Annotated in this window: 17 protein-coding genes; 9 read left to right on the top strand and 8 right to left on the bottom strand. The window is 55.2% G+C overall.

The genetic code is table 11. The annotated features are described in order from the left end of the window. Positions 1-5: 5 nt before the first annotated feature. From RDL66_RS01045 to panD, 3 genes are all read left to right on the top strand, one after another. Complete coding sequence (locus tag RDL66_RS01045) at positions 6-1,784, top strand: PH domain-containing protein (protein WP_308534613.1); 1,779 nt, start codon at positions 6-8, stop codon at positions 1,782-1,784. Positions 1,785-1,788: 4 nt separating this feature from the next. After that, positions 1,789-2,625, top strand: a complete 837-nt coding sequence (panC, locus tag RDL66_RS01040) for a pantoate--beta-alanine ligase (RefSeq protein WP_308534612.1) — start codon at positions 1,789-1,791, stop codon at positions 2,623-2,625. Positions 2,626-2,773: 148 nt separating this feature from the next. Then, complete coding sequence (gene panD, locus RDL66_RS01035) at positions 2,774-3,127, top strand: aspartate 1-decarboxylase (protein WP_299295496.1); 354 nt, start codon at positions 2,774-2,776, stop codon at positions 3,125-3,127. A gap of 16 nt (positions 3,128-3,143) precedes the next feature. On the opposite strand, the gene RDL66_RS01030 is transcribed toward panD, so the two are convergent. Further along, entirely contained in the window at positions 3,144-3,407 is a 264-nt protein-coding gene (locus tag RDL66_RS01030; protein ID WP_299295494.1) for a hypothetical protein, read from the bottom strand. A 129-nt stretch (positions 3,408-3,536) separates the two neighbouring features. Between RDL66_RS01030 and lysS the strand changes: the two genes are divergently transcribed. Together lysS and gluQRS are read left to right on the top strand one after the other, a co-directional pair. After that, positions 3,537-5,102 (top strand): lysine--tRNA ligase, encoded by a 1,566-nt coding sequence (gene lysS / locus RDL66_RS01025; protein WP_308534611.1) that lies wholly within the window; start codon positions 3,537-3,539, stop codon positions 5,100-5,102. A gap of 1 nt (position 5,103) precedes the next feature. Beyond that, positions 5,104-6,054 carry a tRNA glutamyl-Q(34) synthetase GluQRS gene (gluQRS, locus tag RDL66_RS01020; protein WP_308534610.1) on the top strand — a complete coding sequence of 317 codons (951 nt, stop codon included), beginning with the start codon at positions 5,104-5,106 and terminating at the stop codon, positions 6,052-6,054. Between the two features lie 48 nt (positions 6,055-6,102). Here the strand turns inward: gluQRS and RDL66_RS01015 are convergent, their stop codons facing one another. From RDL66_RS01015 to RDL66_RS00995, 5 genes are all read right to left on the bottom strand, one after another. After that, complete coding sequence (locus RDL66_RS01015) at positions 6,103-6,675, bottom strand: DsrE/DsrF/DrsH-like family protein (RefSeq protein WP_308534751.1); 573 nt, start codon at positions 6,673-6,675, stop codon at positions 6,103-6,105. A gap of 21 nt (positions 6,676-6,696) precedes the next feature. Next, complete coding sequence (locus tag RDL66_RS01010) at positions 6,697-8,385, bottom strand: TusE/DsrC/DsvC family sulfur relay protein (protein ID WP_308534609.1); 1,689 nt, start codon at positions 8,383-8,385, stop codon at positions 6,697-6,699. An 87-nt stretch (positions 8,386-8,472) separates the two neighbouring features. Further along, positions 8,473-9,639 (bottom strand): NAD(P)H-dependent glycerol-3-phosphate dehydrogenase, encoded by a 1,167-nt coding sequence (locus tag RDL66_RS01005; protein ID WP_308534608.1) that lies wholly within the window; start codon positions 9,637-9,639, stop codon positions 8,473-8,475. A gap of 78 nt (positions 9,640-9,717) precedes the next feature. Further along, on the bottom strand, positions 9,718-10,287 hold the full coding sequence (locus tag RDL66_RS01000; RefSeq protein ID WP_308534607.1) for a DsrE/DsrF/DrsH-like family protein: 570 nt from the start codon (positions 10,285-10,287) through the stop codon (positions 9,718-9,720). 72 nt (positions 10,288-10,359) lie between these two features. Then, a complete protein-coding gene (locus RDL66_RS00995) occupies positions 10,360-12,081 on the bottom strand; it encodes a TusE/DsrC/DsvC family sulfur relay protein (RefSeq protein ID WP_308534606.1) in 1,722 nt (573 codons plus the stop codon). A 155-nt stretch (positions 12,082-12,236) separates the two neighbouring features. On the opposite strand from RDL66_RS00995, the gene RDL66_RS00990 reads away from it, so the two are divergent. Both RDL66_RS00990 and RDL66_RS00985 read left to right on the top strand, forming a co-directional pair. Continuing rightward, positions 12,237-13,673: a MurT ligase domain-containing protein gene (locus tag RDL66_RS00990; RefSeq protein WP_374042887.1), complete on the top strand. Its 1,437-nt coding sequence runs from the start codon at positions 12,237-12,239 to the stop codon at positions 13,671-13,673. Next, entirely contained in the window at positions 13,670-14,509 is an 840-nt protein-coding gene (locus RDL66_RS00985; RefSeq protein ID WP_308534605.1) for a glutamine amidotransferase, read from the top strand. Before RDL66_RS00990 ends, RDL66_RS00985 begins: the two co-directional genes overlap by 4 nt. Here RDL66_RS00985 and RDL66_RS00980 read toward each other — a convergent pair. Together RDL66_RS00980 and RDL66_RS00975 are read right to left on the bottom strand one after the other, a co-directional pair. Continuing rightward, complete coding sequence (locus RDL66_RS00980) at positions 14,502-15,077, bottom strand: NYN domain-containing protein (protein ID WP_308534604.1); 576 nt, start codon at positions 15,075-15,077, stop codon at positions 14,502-14,504. The two genes, RDL66_RS00985 and RDL66_RS00980, sit on opposite strands and share 8 nt — an antisense overlap. 189 nt (positions 15,078-15,266) lie before the next feature. Next, on the bottom strand, positions 15,267-17,327 hold the full coding sequence (locus RDL66_RS00975; RefSeq protein WP_308534603.1) for a TPM domain-containing protein: 2,061 nt from the start codon (positions 17,325-17,327) through the stop codon (positions 15,267-15,269). Between the two features lie 149 nt (positions 17,328-17,476). Here RDL66_RS00975 and RDL66_RS00970 point away from each other — a divergent pair, with 149 nt between their 5' ends. Next, entirely contained in the window at positions 17,477-17,854 is a 378-nt protein-coding gene (locus tag RDL66_RS00970) for a cold-shock protein (RefSeq protein WP_299295470.1), read from the top strand. A gap of 53 nt (positions 17,855-17,907) precedes the next feature. After that, positions 17,908-18,726 (top strand): DUF3027 domain-containing protein, encoded by an 819-nt coding sequence (locus RDL66_RS00965; RefSeq protein WP_299295467.1) that lies wholly within the window; start codon positions 17,908-17,910, stop codon positions 18,724-18,726. The last annotated feature ends 18 nt before the right edge of the window (positions 18,727-18,744 follow it).

Below are 18,744 nucleotides of genomic sequence, written 5' to 3'. Positions count from 1 at the left end.
GACAGATGACACAACCAATTGATCCGGGCTGGGAACCCTCGGAAGGAAAGCCCAAAGAATCTTCGGGGACTTTCCCTTCGCAGGGCTTGTCGGAGGGGATTCCGGCCAGTTCTGACATCTCTAGCGTTACTGCACAGCCTCCGGTTTGGCGCAAAGTTCATCCCCTGACACCACTAGCCCAGATTTGGGGGGCTCTGGTGGTGCTGGTAGCGGTCATTTTTTCGCAGCTTGACTCGATACGCGACGTTTCCCAGGCGATGTCGGCGATAAGAGCAGGAGGAAAGGTCTTGCCGGTGCTGCTTTTTTCCCTGCTGGGAATCGTGGTGCTTCTGCTGTTGCTGGTTCTTTTTGCCTATTTGAGCTGGAGGTTTACCGCTTACGCGGTGACTGATGAAGCGGTCTTGTTTCGCCACGGCATCATTTTCAAAAAAGAACGTCACATGCGGTTGAATCGAATTCAGGCGGTAGACGTTATCGCCCCGTTGGTGCCGCGTCTGCTCGGTTTGGCGAAGCTGCACGTGGATTCCGCAGGAGCCAGCGGTTCTCAGATTGACATTATGTATCTGAAAGCCTCCCAGGCTCAGGCGTTGCGGGCTGAAGTCTTATCGAAGGCATCCGGGCAAAAGACTGCAACAAGCCCCGCCACAGACGCCGCTAATTCTTTAACGAACGATACAAAAATTATCGGGATTGGTGAGGCCGGACTGGTCGGGGACCTGCCTGCCGCCAGTGGGGAAGCCCCGGAGACAAAACTATACGAAATCCCCACCGAGATGCTGGTGGGTTCCATTCTGCGTTCCATCTCTACCTGGTTTGCGGTGCTGTTGATTCCCCTGCTGTTGGTGCTGGGGTTGATTCCCGCGATAGCCATCTTCATGAGCGGTGACGCGGATAGTTTCTGGGCCGCGATGTTATTGGCACCCCAAGCACTGCTCGGTGTGCTGGCCGGTGTTTTCGCTACTATCACGGCGATAGGGCAAAAAGTTAACGAAGGGTGGAACTTTACCGCGGCGGCCTCTGCTGACGGAATCCGTCTGCGCCACGGACTGACCACCCATGATTCCCAAACCATTCCTCCCGGACGAGTCCACGCCGTCGTCTTGAAACAACCCCTGTTGTGGCGAGGCAAGGACTGGTGGCGGGTCGAGTTAACTATGGCCGGCTACCAGGGCGCCGCCGAAGGGAACGGCAACAATAAGAACAAGACCAGCTCTCACGTGATGCTGCCGGTAGGAACGCGAACCCAGGCGTTGCAGGCATTGTGGATGATGGAACATGACCTCGGCGCGGTCACCGACCTCAATGGCGCCGAAATTGGAACAGCCGGTACAAACCTCTTGGAAGTTATGATGTACGGCTCCGGGCCAGCGCCTGGTATTTTTACCGCTTCGCCGAAAGCCCGCTGGTTTGACTGGATTACGTGGAACCGGAAGGCTGCCGTGCTGACCACGACGATGGTGATGATTCGCGACGGTAGAATCACCCGCCGCGTATCGTTCGTGCCGCATTGCCGGATGCAATCCGTAGCCTTGCGGCAAGGACCGTTGCAACGGGCTTTGGGAATGGCGAACGTCAAACTGCACTTGGTGCCGGGGGTGGTGCCGACCACGGTGTACCATCTGCCCAATGAGTCCGCGCAAAGACTCTGGGAACTGCAAGTTTCCCACGCGGACATGGCGCGTCAGAAAGAACCTCCCGCCGCCTGGCTGGAGCGCGTGATCTCTAACACACAGCCTTGTGCCCACCCTAACGAGGGACAAACAGACAGCCTCAGAGAGGAATAAAATCATGGAATTGTTGAAAACCCGGGTAGAATTGGCGACCTGGCGCAAAGGTGTCAGTGGCAAGCTTGGCCTGGTCATGACGATGGGAGCCCTGCATGAGGGCCATTTAGATTTAGTTCGGGCCGCGAAAGCCCAGGCGGATACCGTGCTGGTGACGGTGTTCGTCAACCCGACCCAGTTCGCCCCTGGTGAAGATTATGACACCTATCCGCGCGACCTGGCGGGGGATGCGGCCAAGCTCCAGGCGGTCGGGGCTGACGCGCTGTTTGCGCCTACCCCCGAGGTGATGTATCCGACTGGCGAGGCTTTGGTACGATTCGACCCCGGTCGCGCCGCCACAATTCTGGAGGGCAAAACTCGGCCCACACACTTTGCCGGAGTGTTGCTGGTGGTGGGCAAGATGTTCCATCTGACCCGTCCCGATGTAGCGGCTTTCGGCAAGAAAGACGCGCAGCAGCTCGCCATTGTGTCCCAGATGGTTACCGACCTGGACTTCCCCCTGACCATTTTGCCGGTGGAAATCCGCCGGGAACCTGATGGTCTGGCCTTGAGCTCACGCAACCGTTACCTGTCCCCCAACGAACGCGATACTGCCCTCAACCTTTCCCAGGCTCTGAAGTGGGGTCAAGAAAACGCTTCCCGCCTCGGTGCGGGCGATTTGGCAGCCAAAGTGCGTCAGCGCCTCGAGGCGGTGCCGGGTATAGACGTGGATTACGTTGCCTTGGTGAATCCGGTGGGGTTCGTGCCGATTACCGGCGATTTTCGTGGCCGCGCCATCTTGGCGCTGGCGGCGAAAGTCGGTTCCACTCGGCTGATTGACAATATGGACGTACAACTTTAGAGGTCACGAGGGTCCTGCCGCGCCTTTCGGGGTGAGCCTGGGGGCGTGAAAAATGTTGCGCCCCCATCGTATTTCGGATTACCCTGTGAAAGACCCCTGGGGCGTCACTACCTGAGTAACAAACCGGGAAACCTATTGAGGGGGAAATATGCGGATGCGAACCATGATGAGCGGCAAGATTCATCGCGCTACCGTGACCGATGCGGACATTAACTATGTCGGCTCCATCACTGTTGACGCGGATTTGCTGGAGCGTGCCGACATCCTGCCGGGGGAACAAGTTGATGTGGTCGATGTCAATAACGGTTCGCGCTTGACCACCTACACCATTGCCGGTACCCGCGGTTCCGGCACGATTCAGATGAACGGACCCGCTGCTCGCCTGGTGGTTCCCGGGGACCTGGTCATTATCATCGCTTACGCCACTGTTGATGAAGAAACAGCTCGAAACTTGACGCCTCGCGTGGTGCACGTAGACGCGAACAACCATCCGGTTAACTAACTCCGGGTGTTGCCACTTACTCGATGTGCAAGAACAGCTGCTCGAGGTGCTTGATGTTTGCCTCGCGTTCCGGTTCGCTGGCCTCGACGGTGCCCTGCAAACTGGAGACCATCAGCGCGAAAGAGACTCGGTCTAAGCGTCTCGATGATTCGTTCAACTTAGAAATCAACGCGCTTGCGTCCGCGTCGGTATCCATGAGTTCAATAACCTCATCTAAGGACTGTTTGGCTTCGCTCAGCCGGGCGGAAACAGTCATTTTGTCAGCGGCGGAAAGTTGCATCGAATCCCCTAAACATCGTGATTGACTTCTTGGGGCAATTTTACCCGGCTCGCTCCCGTGGGGGACCCGGTTGACGGGGGCAAAACCCTTGCGGAACAACACTCCCTGGTAATGGTCTAAACTAAGACGGTGGCTCAAAACAAAAACAAAACTGAGAACGTAAACACAGCGCCTGCGGCGGGCGACGATGAGACGTACGCGGCTGAGGCTCCTGAACAGATTCGAATCCGTGCGGAAAAACGCGCCAAGATGCTGGCCGAAGGCAGGACCCCCTACCCGGTACACGTGGATATTTCCGCCACCATTTCCGAAGTTCGTGAGAAGTATTCGGATTTGCAGACGGGGGAAGAAACCGAAGATTACGTCGGCTTGGCCGGGCGGGTTCGGCTGATGCGTTCCAGCGGCAAGCTGGCTTTCGCTACTTTACAAGAGGGTAACGGCTCCACCATTCAGATAATGGTCAGTGAACGGGAGGTCGGCCCAGAATCGATGTCCGCCTATAAGGCAGAGGTCGACCTGGGCGATCACCTGTTTGTCCACGGTCGGGTGATCAGTTCTAAACGCGGAGAGCTGTCCATTTTCGTGGACTCTTGGCAGCTGACCTGTAAAGCGCTGCGCCCCTTGCCGAAGTCATACATTAATGAAGCCGGCGAAGAAGTCTCTTTGAGTGAAGATATGCGGGTTCGCCGGCGTGACCTGGATATGATTATGCGCCCCGCTGCCCGCGACATGGTGCGCAACCGCTCTCGTGTGGTGCAGACATTGCGCCGCTACCTGGACGAGCACGACTACCTCGAGGTAGAAACCCCCATGCTGCAAAACTTGCACGGCGGGGCAGCTGCCCGTCCTTTTGTGACCCACATGAACGCCTACGACACAGAGCTCTACCTGCGTATCGCCCCGGAGCTGTTTTTGAAACGCTGTCTGATTGGCGGAATAGACAAGGTTTTTGAAATCAACCGGAACTTCCGTAACGAAGGCGCGGATTCTTCGCATTCCCCGGAATTCACCATGATAGAGGTGTATTGCGCTTACGGGGACTACCATCAGATTGCGGACCTGACCCGAGAGATGATTCAGCGCTGTGCCCGGGACGTGTTTGGTTCCGAAGTCGTGACCTTGAACGATGGTACCCAGTTCGATCTATCCGGGGAATGGAAGTGGATTGACCTCTATGGTTCCCTGTCTGAGGCGCTGGGTCAGGAAGTCACGGTGCGCACCCCGAAGGACGCCTTGGTAACTTTGGCGGATCGGCTCGGCATCGAGCTGGAACCCTACTATACCTCCGGGAAAATCGTGGAAGTCCTGTGGGAAGAACTCGTTGGCGACAAATTGTGGGAACCCACTTTTGTCTGCGATTTCCCCGAGGACACCTCCCCTCTGGTTAAGACCCACCCTGACAAGCCCGGCCAGGTGCAAAAGTGGGATTTGATGATTCGCGGCTTTGAAGTTGCCACCGGATATTCCGAGTTGAACGACCCGGTGGTACAGCGGGCGCGTTTTGAACAGCAGGCTTTGGACGCCGCCAACGGAGATCCGGAAGCTATGGAAGTGGATGAGGACTTCCTCATTTCGATGGAGCAGGGGATGCCTCCCGCCGGCGGGATGGGGATGGGCCTCGACCGTTTGCTGATGACTTTGACCGGGGCAGGAATCCGTGAAACTATCACGTTCCCGCTGGTCAAGCGGGTGTAGTGTGAGCCAAAGTGGCTTCGGCCGGTTTGCTCCCAGCCCGTCGGGAGTCATGCATTTCGGGAATCTGCGCACCGCGGTGGCAGCCTACCTGTTTGCTAAATCCAGCGGACGCAAGTTCTTGGTGCGAATAGAAGACATCGACACCGGACGTTCCCGTCCTGCTTTTGCCGCCCAAGCCCTGGAGGACTTGACGGCGTTGGGCCTGCAGAGCGATGGGGAGGTTGTTTACCAGTCGCAACGTGGGGGATTGTATCAAGCCGCTTTGGAACAGTTGGTACAAAAGGGTTTGGTTTACGAATGTTACTGTTCGCGGGCAGACATCGCGGCCGCTGCCAGCGCCCCGCACGGGAAACCCGGGATTTATCCGGGAATCTGCCGGGATTTAAGTGATTCTGAGCGAGCGGAAAAACGGGCCGCCCTGGCAGCACTAGGCCGCAAACCGGCCTTGCGGCTGCGAGCCCCGCAAGGAGTGGAATATACGGTACACGATTCCCTGTTGGGGCCACTGACCGGTCTGCTCCACGATTTCGTGCTGCGGCGTACCGATGGGGATTGGGCTTATCAGCTGGTCGTGGTGGTGGACGACATTAATCAAGGCGTGGACCAGATTGTGCGTGGATCTGATTTGGCTTCCAGCGCTCCGGTGCAGGCCTGGCTTACTGAAACTTTGGGCGGCCGCCCCGCCACCTACGCTCATGTGCCGCTGGTCATGAATGCGCAGGGGCTGCGCCTGGCCAAGCGAGATAAATCGGTGACCCGTCCCGAGCTGAACGCCCGGGGGTGGTCTGACCAACAGATTCTTTTGCGTGCCTTGGAAACGCTGGGGTGGCAGACCGCGAAAACTGACGCGACACAACTGTTGACCCGCCCCACGAAAGAAATCCTCAAGCAAGCCGCGGCGAGCTGGGGACCTGAAAATTTGCCTGCTAGTCCGCTAATCTTTCACCCCTAGGCGTCGCGATAGACCATCAGCTCTAGCCAGCGTGCTGAGGGAACGCGATTAGATGAAAATAATTTGGGCGCCTTCCGATTTTTTGATGAATTCGGGGGCCGTGATGATTCCCGAAACCCCTTTAAACATCATGTTCTGGCGCAGCTCCATGAGGTCCACGGTCATCTTGCACCCCCAGAGATGACCGCCCATTTCAACAATCTGCTCCAACAAATCACGTACGGGGGGAATACCGTTCTTTTCCATCATTTTATTCATGTACCAGGTGGCGAGGTGAGTGGCTCCCGGAAGATTTCCCAGGCTAGGAGGCATATAGCGCTTGCCCCAACCAGGGCGGAGTTTTTCCAGGAAGGGAAGATGCAGAGCCGCGTTCCCCTGCATGGTGAATTTTAGGGAGTCCATGGTGCGTTTCGTGACGATGTCTAGACCCCAGAAAGTAAAGAAAATATTGACGTCGATTTTGTCCGTGAGAGCGGCGATCGACATAATCAGTGCCGGGTAAGCCATGTCAAGGTTACCTTTGGAACAGATAAAGGCCATCTTGCGCTGATCCACGTGCAACAAGGGCTCCGAAACGTGCCAGAAATCCTTGTCAAAGAAATCAGTTGGGGATTTGTCCATCACTTCACTCTCCTACGGAACCTAGATACAGCCTACCGGTTTGGGAATTCCGGACACGTAGGCGATGAGTTTACCCGGTTTAAAGGGGAAAAGCTCGAACAGTTCGGAAATCGGGAAGTCTCCCGCCATTTCGAAACGTCTCAACGAGGGACTGACTTGATATTTTGCGAAACTTTCTCGGGCGAATTCGATGACTTCCCAGTGCCGGGGCGTCATCTCTAATTTAATAGCCCTAGCCAGGTCGGCACCGATTTCGTGAGTCCACTCATTCGGATTGGTCATGAAACCTTCCGAGTCCACGTCGATGTGAACTCCGCCGGCTTCGTGGAGAACCGGGATTTCCAAAACTTTCGTGGAAAATGCCGCCGCGAGACAGGCATTGGGACGACGTTTCCAAGTGGGAGCGATGAAACTTGTAGAGTCTTGAGAAAGATCCGGGGTATTGAGTGGGGTGGTGCCATCCGGCCGTAGACCCCACCGACTAAATTCCTTACCTAAAAGCTGTATATGAGAAAATCTATCGAAAATCTGCAGGCCCACCATGAGCACACTATAGAACACAAACATGAACCGCTTTATGAGGTGGTTCATCCGGGTCTGTTTCAGCAGGGACATAGGCCCCAGATAGGGGAAAATCCATTTGCCCGTTACTGCTGGTACTGTGTAGGAACGGTCTATCACGGTGGACTTGTTGTAGCCTGTGTCAACGATGCACATGGCGTGGCCGTCGTAATGGCGAATCATCGGCCTACCGCTCATGTAATCAAGCAAGTTAGAAACTAATACCCTAGATTGGTATACACTTGCGGAACCAGCTTTGGAAGTCGGTAAATCGGCAGTGTCACCAATGACAAAAATATCCGGATATTCACGATGCTGCAAGGTTTCCAGATCAGGATGAACGAATCCCATTTCATCGCCCAGTTCGGAATCCACGATGAACTGCTGACCACGCATGGGGGGAATGGTCACCAGCATGTCGTAATCAACGACCTTCCCGTCATAGGCATACATCCGTTTTTCTTCCGCATCGATATGTCGCACCACGAAATCAGGCTGAACCTCGATGTCGCGCAGGCGCAAGAGGTTAGAAAGATTCCGGGCAGCCACGGGCTGCTCAAAAACCTGGGATTGCGGGGTAACAATTTTAATATCGATATCATCGCGAACTCGGTGTTCAAAGAAATAGTGGTCGGCTTTAAGGGCAAACTCAATCGGAGCGACCGGGCAGCGGATAGGGAATTCAGAGATATGCACGACCAAACGGCCGTGGTCGAAAGTCTGCAGTGCCCGGCGCAAGCGACGTGCCCAAGCCAAAGTATAAAAGGAATAAATCCCGGTGTTCAGGACGGTTCCCTGTGCCATTCCTTCGACCAGCTCGGGACGGCACTCGCAACCTGTCGCCAAAATCAGGTAATCGTAGGAAATTTGCTTGGTCTGAGTGGAGACTGTTTTCGCCACCGGATCGACCGCGGTGACTTTATCCTGCAGGAACCGGATACCGGGGAGGAAGGTTTGCCGACGCCACCGCCACAGTAGCGGGTTGGGAACTTTCCCTAAGGTCAGTGAGACAAAACCGGGCTGGTAATAATGCCGGGCGGAATAGTCGATGACGGTGATTCGGAACTCTTTACTGTCCAGGCGGCGCACCAGCGAGTTTGCCGTGACTGTACCGCCGGTTCCTCCGCCTATAATCACCACGTTTTTCATGCCAAGTCTCACCGCCTTAGGATTTCACCTTCGAATTCGTTAAGAATTCTAATGAGATTTGTGCCGTGGTGTGTACTGTTGAGGGTCTCACTCCTGGCTCAACCTATTTTTAAAGTGGTTGACCAGCTTCGCGAGTCCCCACGAACGGCCGGTGTCGACAGGGTTCCAGTCTGAGTTCCAACTGCTTTGTTGCTGGGCCGCGAAAATATCCGCGGGGTAGGCGGGCAGTGCCGCCGAGACCAGAATCTTACGAATATCCACTTCGCCACTAATCGCTTCGTCCACGGCGCGCAGCAAAGGCAGCTCGTCCAATAGCTGCGGGCAGCGCTGTTCAATGAGTTTTACCGCCAAGGGTGTGGAGTACACCCCTTCGACCGTATGCCCCGCGGCCTTCATCTGGGCTTCGGCTTCGGCCGGATGCTCGCCGCGTCCCAGCCGCATTCCAAAGAACTTATTGCGCCCCGAAATGCCGGTTACTTCCAGGTCGCCCACACCAGCCAGACCAATGGCAGATTCCTGGCGTCCTCCCAAAGCCTCGCAAACCAGGGACATTTCGCGAATTGCCTGGGCGAACACCGCGGCACGCAAGTTAGATTGCGGAGATCCGGTTGACTCCTGAATGCCCTCGGTAACTCCCAAAGCAATGGCGTAGCTGTTTTTCAAAGGAGCCAGGACTTCAACCCCGGTCGTGTCCTCAGTAGGAAAGGCACGGTAGTAATCAGTGCGTACCGCGCGGGCATAGTGAACCGCGGCTCCTAACTCCTGACAGGCATACACCGTTGCAGTGGGTTCGCTCAGCGCGCATTGGCGGGCAATAACCGGCCCCCCTATGGACACCAAGGTTGGCAGCTCGGCTCCGTTTTCGGCGGCTATCTTTGCCATCGCCTCAGCCAGCAAATAAACCTCGCCCGCCTCGTCCTTGATAAAGCCTTTCGTCAGCACCCAGACCGCCCGCACGCGACTAAAGTAGAGCGCCAAGCGTCTGGTGATGTCAGGTAAACCTACGGCAGCAACACAAATGGCCAGGACTTCCGCGCTTTTTACCGCCGCGTCGAGGTGCTTAGCGCGATAGGTCTTAACCTGGGGGGCCAGAGGCACGTGAATCGCCGGGTGGGTTTGCCCCAGAGCGTAAGCATCCAGAACGGCATCGTCGTATTCGGTTCCCCACATGGCTACGTCCCAGCCCGTGTCCACGAGCGGCCGGCAGAGCGCCGTGCCCATCGCCGACGCTCCTATTACGCATATCTTTGGCATAGCCCACCTCTCAGAACAAAGGGTACCAAGCCACTTTACCGCACTGGTGACGGGGGAGCCTATCCGGGAAGGCGAAACTTAAATGAAGATAATCTGCGACCCTTCAGACAGTTCGATGAAGGTACCGGCATCAACTATCCCCCTGACGGACTTGTGCAGATGACGAGGAGTCAGCTTCATCATGTCCGCCGAAAGTTTACAGGCCCACAGATCCGCCCCCAACTGAGCAATCTGTTCAATCATGTCACGCACTGGTGGAATTTCGTTTTTTTGCAGTTCATTTTTCAGGTACCAAGTGGAAAGTTTCGTCATGCCCGGAAGTGTTCCTAATGAAGGAGAAAAATGCATATCCCCCAATCCGGGATAATATTTTTCTAACGCGGGAATGTGCATGGCGGTGTTGCCTTGCACGGTGAACTTGAGCCGATCCATCGTACGTTTATTGATTAAGTCCAACCCCCAGAATGTAAAGAATATATCCACGTGGACACCTGCATTGAGAGCGGAGTGAGCCATAATCAAGGCGGGATAGGCCATATCGAGGTTGCCTTTGGAGCAGATAAACGCCATCTTGCGGTTTACGTAAGTGATTTCGTCTGCGTCTTGCGCCGCGTCGGCATTTGTGGGTGTTTCATGTGCTTGAGTCATAATCCTTGTTCCTGATTTTCTGTTTCGTCGCTCAGAAGGTTCGTGGGTTAGATTTGCTAGTTTGGTTCGTTTTTACACGCACCCCACCGGTTTCGGAGCCCCAGCGATGAAAGCTAGCTTTTTCGCAGGCTTGGCTCCGAAAATATCAAACACGGTTCTAACCTCGAACCCACCAACTTTGGCAATCCGTCCCAAGGTAGGAGAAACACCGTGCTGCTCGAATTCGTGGCGGACAAAACGCACCACTTCCCAAGCCGTATCGTCGAGCTCTAAGTGCAAAGCCGCCGCCAACCCCTTGGCTACTTCGTCATTCCACTGTTCAGGACGAATCATGAAACCCTCATCGGTCACGTCAATAGGTATGCCATTGACTTGATGCAGTACGGGAAGTTGGCCTCTTGGGGCGAAAACTGGTGGTTCTGGATTCAACGTGGAGGGTTCAGACGCTAGTGGAACTGGAGGAGCCACCTTGACTCGAGGAATCCGAACCTGTGGAAAAGAGGGCGCTTTTCGACGCGGTTTCGGGGGAAGGGCAGTGACCCCATCGTCCCGCAAGCCCCATCGTGCAAAATCCTTGCCGGCTTTAGGCATATCACGAGGTAGCAGTAACGGAAGACCGCGTATTAAGAGACCCCAATATGCGAGGTAGAACCCCATTTTAGCCATGTGATTGAGACGTGATTCTTTCAACAGGCGCAAAGGACCCACATAGGGGATAGGGAACTTGCCCGTTACAGGTTGAACGTCATAGTTAAAGTCGAGCAACAGCGCCTTGTGAAATCCTGATTCAATAAAGCAGTTGGTGTGTCCGTCGAAAGATTCCGTCATGGGCTTGCCACGCAGGTAGTTGATGAAATTTGGCACGAAAGTCTTGGCCTGGAAATGAATCGCTGCTCCCGCTTTGGAAGTTGGCAAATTCCCCGCATCTCCCAGTACGAAAATATCGGGGTAGGCGGTGGATTGCAGAGTGTGCTTATCCACGGAAACATAGTTGGATTGATCGCCTAAGCCAGAATCAGCAATGTATTGCTGACCCATAATCGGAGGGGTTGTCACCAGCAAATCAAAAGGGATTTCCCGCCCATCGTAGCCCATTAGAACTTTGTTTTTCGGGTCGATGTACTCGACGTTAAAGTCGGTTTCCACCTCGATATCACGATGGCGTAACAAGTCCCCAAGTTGTGCTTTAGCTACCGGTTTGGTGAAAGCGCCGTCCAGGGGGGTGACGAAAGTAATATCGATGTCTAAGCGACGGCGACGCATAAAAAAGAACCAATCAGCCAAAAGCGCGAATTCCAACGGAGCCACGGGACACTTGATGGGCATCTCTGAGATGTGAACGACCAGATGGCCATGTTTGAACTGTTGCATGGCCTGGTGTAAGCGAACGGCACCGCCAAAGCTATAAAAATCATAGACGGATTTACGCCAAACCCTAGGATCGTTCATTCCCGGCACTTGGTCAGGACGGGTGGTGCAGCCCGTGGCAATGATGAGGTAATGGTAAGAGATGGTCTGACTTCCCAGCTCCACTGTTTTAGTGACTGGATCGACCCGTTTGATGGTATCCATAAGAAAACGCACGCCTTTCGGCAGGAAACGCGAACGTGGCTTCACTATGCTGCGGGGCTTATACATACCAAAAGGAAGGAATAAGTATCCCGGCTGGTAGTGATGTCTATTGTCGCGGTCCACCACCGTGATTCTGTATTCGTCGGGCGGGAGTTCCCTGTGCAAGCGATTAGCGATGGTTGAACCGGCAGTGCCGCCGCCGAGTATGACGATTTGCTGCATGACATTCTCCTTCGACATCTTCGCCCAGAGCATTGCGTAAAAAGTTATTACATAACATAGAATTTGCTGTTATATCAATAAATTTCCATGTTAACATTAGACAATATGCAGAATTGCATGAGGTTGTTTTTCATTATTGCCCTTAGAATTGTTTTGTGAGTTCATCCGTTTCTTCCTCAGACGTAGACAGTCTATCGGTCTTATCTTGGAAAGGCCGACTAAATTTTCGTGATTCTGTGGCATTAGGGGCGGGCAGATGCGCAGCGTGGCTGTCCCGAGTTACTGGACGCGGCAGCGGGGGCATGATTGGGGGTCGGGTGGCGCTGCGGCTGCAGCCCCAGATTCTGGAGCATTTGGCGGAACACCGACTTATCGCCCTCGTAACGGGCACTAACGGAAAAACCACGACCACGCGAATGCTGAGCGAAGCGGTTCAGGCGGGAGGTGCATCAGTAGCCTCAAACCGCGGCGGGGACAATATGCCTCCCGGCGTCGTCACGGCGTTGATGTCGAATCTGCGCGCTAGAGTAGCGATTCTAGAAATCGATGAAATGCACTTGGAACTTGTCGCAAAAGCGACCTGTCCGCGGGTCATAGTGTTGTTGAATCTCTCGCGTGACCAACTGGATCGAGTTGGGGAAATTGCGGTTATTGAAAAGCGCATTCGCGCCGCAGTTGATGAAAATCCGCAGGCCTACGTGGTAGCCAATGTGGACGACCCCCTGATGACCTCGGCAGCCTGGGATAGTGCGCACCCGGTATGGGTTGCGGCGGGAAAAGGCTGGAGTGGGGACTCGCTGACGGCACCCCGAACCGGCGGAGCGATAATTTATTCCCCTGACAAACCGGATACGCCGACTGACGAACCTCGTGAATTGGCTTCCGGTCTCGATCGGGAAGTATTGTGGCGCTCGGTTCCGGTTGAGGAATTGTTGGCCCATGAGGTGCCTTGGGATAGGCCTCCGACTCAGCCCGATTTTGCCCGGCCCGACCCGAAGTGGATTTGGAAAGCCGAGAGTTTCCAAGCTGGTGCCCCTGTGCGGATGGTAGATACCGGCAGCGGGCAGGAAACGACTGCAACGGTGCGGCTCCCTGGCAGAGCCAACCGCGGCAACGCCTTGCAGGCTTTCGTTGCGGCGAGGCTGCTGGGAGTGGAGGCGCAAGATGCTGCCGCAGGTATCGCCAGAGTGAGAGATGTCGCGGGGCGCTACGCGAGTTTTAGCTTGCAGGGACGCCACATTCGGATGTTGTTGGCAAAGAACCCGGCCGGATGGATGGAATCCTTGACGATGCTCAATCCGCAGGCGGGAATCATTGTGGGAGTCAATGGCCAAATCGCCGATGGGACCGACCTGAGTTGGCTGTGGGATGTGAACTTCGAGGCGCTGAGCGGGAAAACTGTGGTGGCCACCGGCGAACGCGGCGCAGACTTGCAGGTACGTTTGAACTATGCGGGCATCGATACGCGCTGGGCTCCGACGGTTTTGGAAGCTATCGAGATGGCTGACCCCGGCGAGGTCGATATGTTGTTGAACTACACATGTTTCCGTGACGCACGGGCCGAATTTGTAGCACAGGGGTGGTTGCGGTGAGTGAATCAACGTTACGTATCGGGGTGCTGATGCCTGAGGTCTTGGGCACCTACGGGGACGGTGGTAACGCGGTGGTGCTGGCGCAGCGAGCGAAATTATTGGGTTACCAATCTGAAATTATTCATGTGAGCTGCACTGACGCAATCCCGGAGACTTTAGATATTTACACTTTGGGCGGCGGGGAAGATATCGCTCAAACCATAGCCTCGCGCCGCCTACTGACGGACCGCGGATTGGAACGCGCGGTACAAAATGGGAAGCCTGTGCTGGCCATATGTGCCGCTTTCCAGGTCTTGGGAACCTGGTATACGGACGCGGAAGGTAAACGCACCGAAGGGGCAGGGCTGCTCGACGTGGTGACCTTGCCGCAAGGGGCTCGGGCTATTGGAGAATTGGTCAGTTCCGCGAGTGGTTTACAGTTATCGCGTGAGCTGACCGAGCCCCTGACCGGTTTTGAGAACCATGGGGGCGCAACCATCTTAGGTGGGGACGCGTTGCCGTTGGGATTCGTGACTTATGGCACCGGCAACGGTCAGCCCGGGGTGGCTCCGGGCTTGGCTGACGGTGCGAGCGCACAAGCCGGGGTACAGGCGGGACGCGAAGTCAGCCGCGAGATTCCTGATGGCTACCGGGACACAGAGGACGGAAGAGCGGTGGAAGGCTGCGTGCAGGGTTCTATCATTGCGACCTATATGCACGGACCGTGTTTAGCGCGTAACCCGCAGCTGGCGGACTTGTTGTTAGCACGTGCTTTGGGGGCGACCCTTCCGTTGGCAGTACCGGAAATTCCCGGGTTGCAGCGTTTACGCCGAGAGCGATTAGCGGCGATTAAATAAAATCTTCCGGGGTGAATTCGCTCAGTTCGATGGCTCCAATGCGGGGCAACGGTGCGTTGAAAGCGTGAATTTCGCGCTCCAAATCGACGATTTTTAGACCGTTTTCCTCAAGAGTACGCAGCTCGCCAGAGAGGAATTCTTCAAATCCCACCACCGTAACGTCGTGGTCGTTGCGCAGCAAACTACGCAGTTGAGGCTCAAAATCCCCATCGTGAGAAACTAATACCACATTTCCATATTCTTGTTTGTCGATGGCCTCTAAGGTGCGTTGAATCCCTACGTCAACAACCTTTTCATCCCCTTCGGAAGTGAGGGGAATCGGCTGATAATCCATCGCTAGCAAGGCTTGGACAAACGTCATGGGCATATGGGCAGACGCGTTCAAAAAGAACAGCCCCTTGGTTTGGCCGGGAAAGGTCTCCGAGACGTAGTCGCGAACCCGATCCCAGCGGGGACGTTCGTCAGGGTCGGGGCGGCGTCCCAAGACGCTCAACCCCAGGGTGGCGTCGATGTTCTCTCCATCGACCAGAAGGTAAGTTGTTTCTTCTTCAGGAATTTGCAGTTTCATTGAATTTTTTCTTTGCTTATGGTGTTTTCTTTAAATTTTCATAATTTGAACAGCCGAGACTTTCGAAAGCTATCCCGGAATTTTCAAAACGTCTCAGTAGTTTACAACTTTTTTAGCCGTGCCGTCAGTCGGATAACTTTTTCTAAAAAACAGTTTTGACCCGAGAACCGGGTCAAAACTGCTATCGAACTACTTAGCCGGCGTAGGGAAGGCTACCGGAATCCCACTGCCTAACTGAACCAGCATCTCTGCGCTGGTAGAGAGCATTGTCATCCCGACGAGCGGTTCTTGCGGGAGCTTCTCTCGCGCCTGGGCGATGAGCTGCTCGCAACGAGACAATTCCACCTCTATCTGCGGATCGATGCTCTTGCGGCGCAACATGATATTCGTGCGCAGCAGCTCCAGATGCTGTTGCTCCCACGCCAGACGCAGCGGGAACTGAGCCTGCAACTGTGCCAATTCTTGCGCCAGAACCGAAGTGCCATAGACATTAAACAGATTTGCTTGTAGACCGCAGAGTTTGCTCAAGGCCACGATGGGGTCGCCCTCTCCGTCCAGCGCCTTGCGGGCTTTTTCCATAGTCCGTAGCGTAATGGCAATTTCCTGCCCATTCGCCTCGGGGTCATAAGTCCGAATCGTTTGCACGTCCGCATTCAGCCTTTCCAGCATCGTAGAAAGGTATTCTCTGGTTTCAGACAAGAAGGCGCCGAGTTTCGTGATGTGTTCCAGGGCGAATTCGGTCTGGGTAACAGCCCGTTCTGAACCGCGCGCGTAACGGATTGCAGTCTTGGCATCGCCCTCCTGCAGGCACTTTTGTCCGGACAAGATGCCTTTGTAGGCTGCCTTTAACAAGCGCTTCGATTGACTGAGGTTCGCGCTGGCATGACCCAAATTCGCTTGCGGATAGTCGACTTCCAGCTGTTTTTCCACAGTCTCGACTTGGGACAGAGACTTCCGTGCCCGATTCCAGGAAGCTGCCAACCGATCGAGGGAAGCCTTAACTTGAGCGGGATTATGGCGGCGTTTCGTGAATTCCAGTACTTCAGCTGACAGGGCCTGCTTAACTTGGCGAGCCGAATCCTCAAGTTGCCCAGCTTCCTCACGGTTGACCACATCGGCTCCCGCCAGCCAGTTCATCAAAGCGTTGGCATGGTCGCGGGAGGATTCCAGGGTAGCGGCGAAGTTGCTGGTTTCCGCTTCTTCGAAGGCTTGTACGGAGGCGTGCAAGTCCTCGGTAGCTGCAAAAATGGAATTGTTCAAGTCGCTCAAGGCGTTGAGCCCGCGTTCAAAGTTGGCTTCGTTTTCCGCTGCAGCCGCTTCGTCAAAGAGCATTTCTGGCTCTGGATAGGCCGGTGATTCGGGCTGGTTGGCTTCCGGCGGTGCCCCCGCAGCATGGATATCTGCCGGAACTGCCTCGGGGGCAGCAGCCATAACATCCGGGGTGCCGATGGGAGTAATGGGTTGCGTGGCGTTAGCTTGCAGTTGGGTTTCTACTGGCTCCCCAGAAGCAAACGCTTCGCTACCTTCGAATTCGCTGTCATGGTCGGCGCTCTCGACCGCGTCAAAGTCGACGGTGTCGTGAGGCTTGGCTGCGGTGTTGTAGGAATTCCGCCGATAAATTGCGATGGCCAAAGCCACCGCCACCAGCATCGCCAAAATGAGCATAAGGATGAACCAATTACTGGTGGAACGTCCTGATACATCGGTATCACCCGCAGGAGCCGCGGAGCCTGAGCCTGCTGACATAGCCAGATCCATTAACTGCTGAACGAAAGAACTCACGCCCGAAGCATATTCACCGTTGCTCAACTGGTAAGGCAAAACCTGCATAGCCCGGTCTCCGGCCTGGGCACTATTGATAGCCGAACCGGCGGTGGAAGAGGCCGCAATCTCTCCCGAACCGTTCTCATCAGGATTGTAGGCGATAGAGAGCAGGTAGGAATTGGCCTCCAAGTGCGACAACTGCATCGTTTTCTCGTTCCATTCACGAGGAGAGAGCTCACCGAAATCGGGAACGATAGCGATATAGACCGACATATTAAAATTCTTGGCTGCCTCGATGGAACTTTTTACCTGATAGATGCCGTCATCACCCAGTTTGTTATCGGGGTCGTAAATCTGGTTGCTGGAAATATCCAGGGGATCGGCTGCGGGCTGGATAGCGGGAAAAGCTTGAGCTTGGTTCGCTGGAACGAACCCCGCCATCAGCAGAACGAAACCTGCCGCTATAAAACGAACTCTTGAAAACACAGTAACTTTGCTACTTTCTTTCGAACACAACAAACGTTACCTATAACTTTATCTCAGCTGGGGCTTGCAGTTAGACTGGTTGGGTTGAAAATTTTGCCACAATCGTTAGATTTGAGCGGTAAGTGAACCAAGATTCTAGAGGAGGACAAGTGCCGAGCGGGAAAGTGAAATGGTACGACGCTGTCAAAGGCTTCGGGTTTGTGGCCGGAGCCGACGGTGATGAGGTGTTCCTACACGCCTCGGCTCTGCCTGAGGACGTGGTGGATTTGCATCCCGGCACCAAGGTCGAATACTCGGTCGTTGACGGCAAACGCGGCCGCCAAGCCATGAATGTGACCGTGGTGGAAAAACTCCCTTCCGTAGCCAAAGCGCAACGCAAGAAAGCTGCCGATATGGTTCCTATCGTGGAGGATCTCATTCGGATTCTCGACGACGCCTCGGGAAGCCTGCGGCGGGGGAAGTATCCTGAAAACGGCAAGCAGATTGCCAAGATGCTGAAAATCGTGGCGCAGTCTTTTGAAGCTTAAACGCCTGCCGAAAGAATGAAACCAGACTAAGAAGTGACACGAAGGAGCTGTTGATGGCTCGAAAACAAACACAAACGACTAAGTCAGCCGGAGCCCCGGAGCCCGATTCAGTGCTGGCCAAACAGTCCGACCTGGCTCGCAAGGCTCTGAAACCTATCACGAAGGATGAACAGGTCGGGGAACATTTGCGGGTGGAAGCCACCGGCGAACGTCTGGTGACGCACTTTTTCGAGTGCCTGAAACCGGGGTACAAGGGCTGGGTATGGGCTGTCAGCCTGACCCGAGTTCCGCATGCACGGATTGGGACAGTGTGTGAAACCGACCTGCTGCCCGCTGAGGGAGCCTTGCTGGCACCCCCGTGGATACCGTGGTCACAGCGGTTGGAGCCCGGCGACTTGGGACGCAAAGACCGGACTCCCTACGATCCGGACGACCCGAACCTCGACCAGGGATATGAAGCTACCGGCGAGGACGCTGACCAGCTGGCCTTGTGGGAACTGGGACTGGGGCGCAAACGGGTGTTGAATCGGGAAGGTCGCAATGCGGCGGTAAAACGTTGGCTGCGCGATGTGCATTCGCGTACCGAACTGGACCGTCACGGTAATCCACCGGATAATCCCTGCTCTACCTGCGGTTACCTGTGGAAAATTAGTGGTTCGCTGCGGTTGGAGTTTGGTTTGTGTACCAACGCGTGGAGCCCTGACGACGGACACGTGGTGGCGATGGACCACACTTGTGGAGCCCACTCCGAAACCGATGCAGACCTGACACCGAGCACACTACCGGTGGGCCGGACCTTCTTGGACGACAAATCCTTGCAGGAACTTGACCCGGATGAGATTACTCTTTCGGGAAAAGCTGCGGATGCATAAGCCCGTGACGTTGCGTTT

The organism is uncultured Mobiluncus sp. (assembly GCF_902488535.1).
Lineage (GTDB): Bacteria > Actinomycetota > Actinomycetes > Actinomycetales > Actinomycetaceae > Mobiluncus.
The sequence above is the reverse complement of the archived record's forward strand: the minus strand, read 5'-3'. Positions and strand labels throughout refer to the sequence as shown.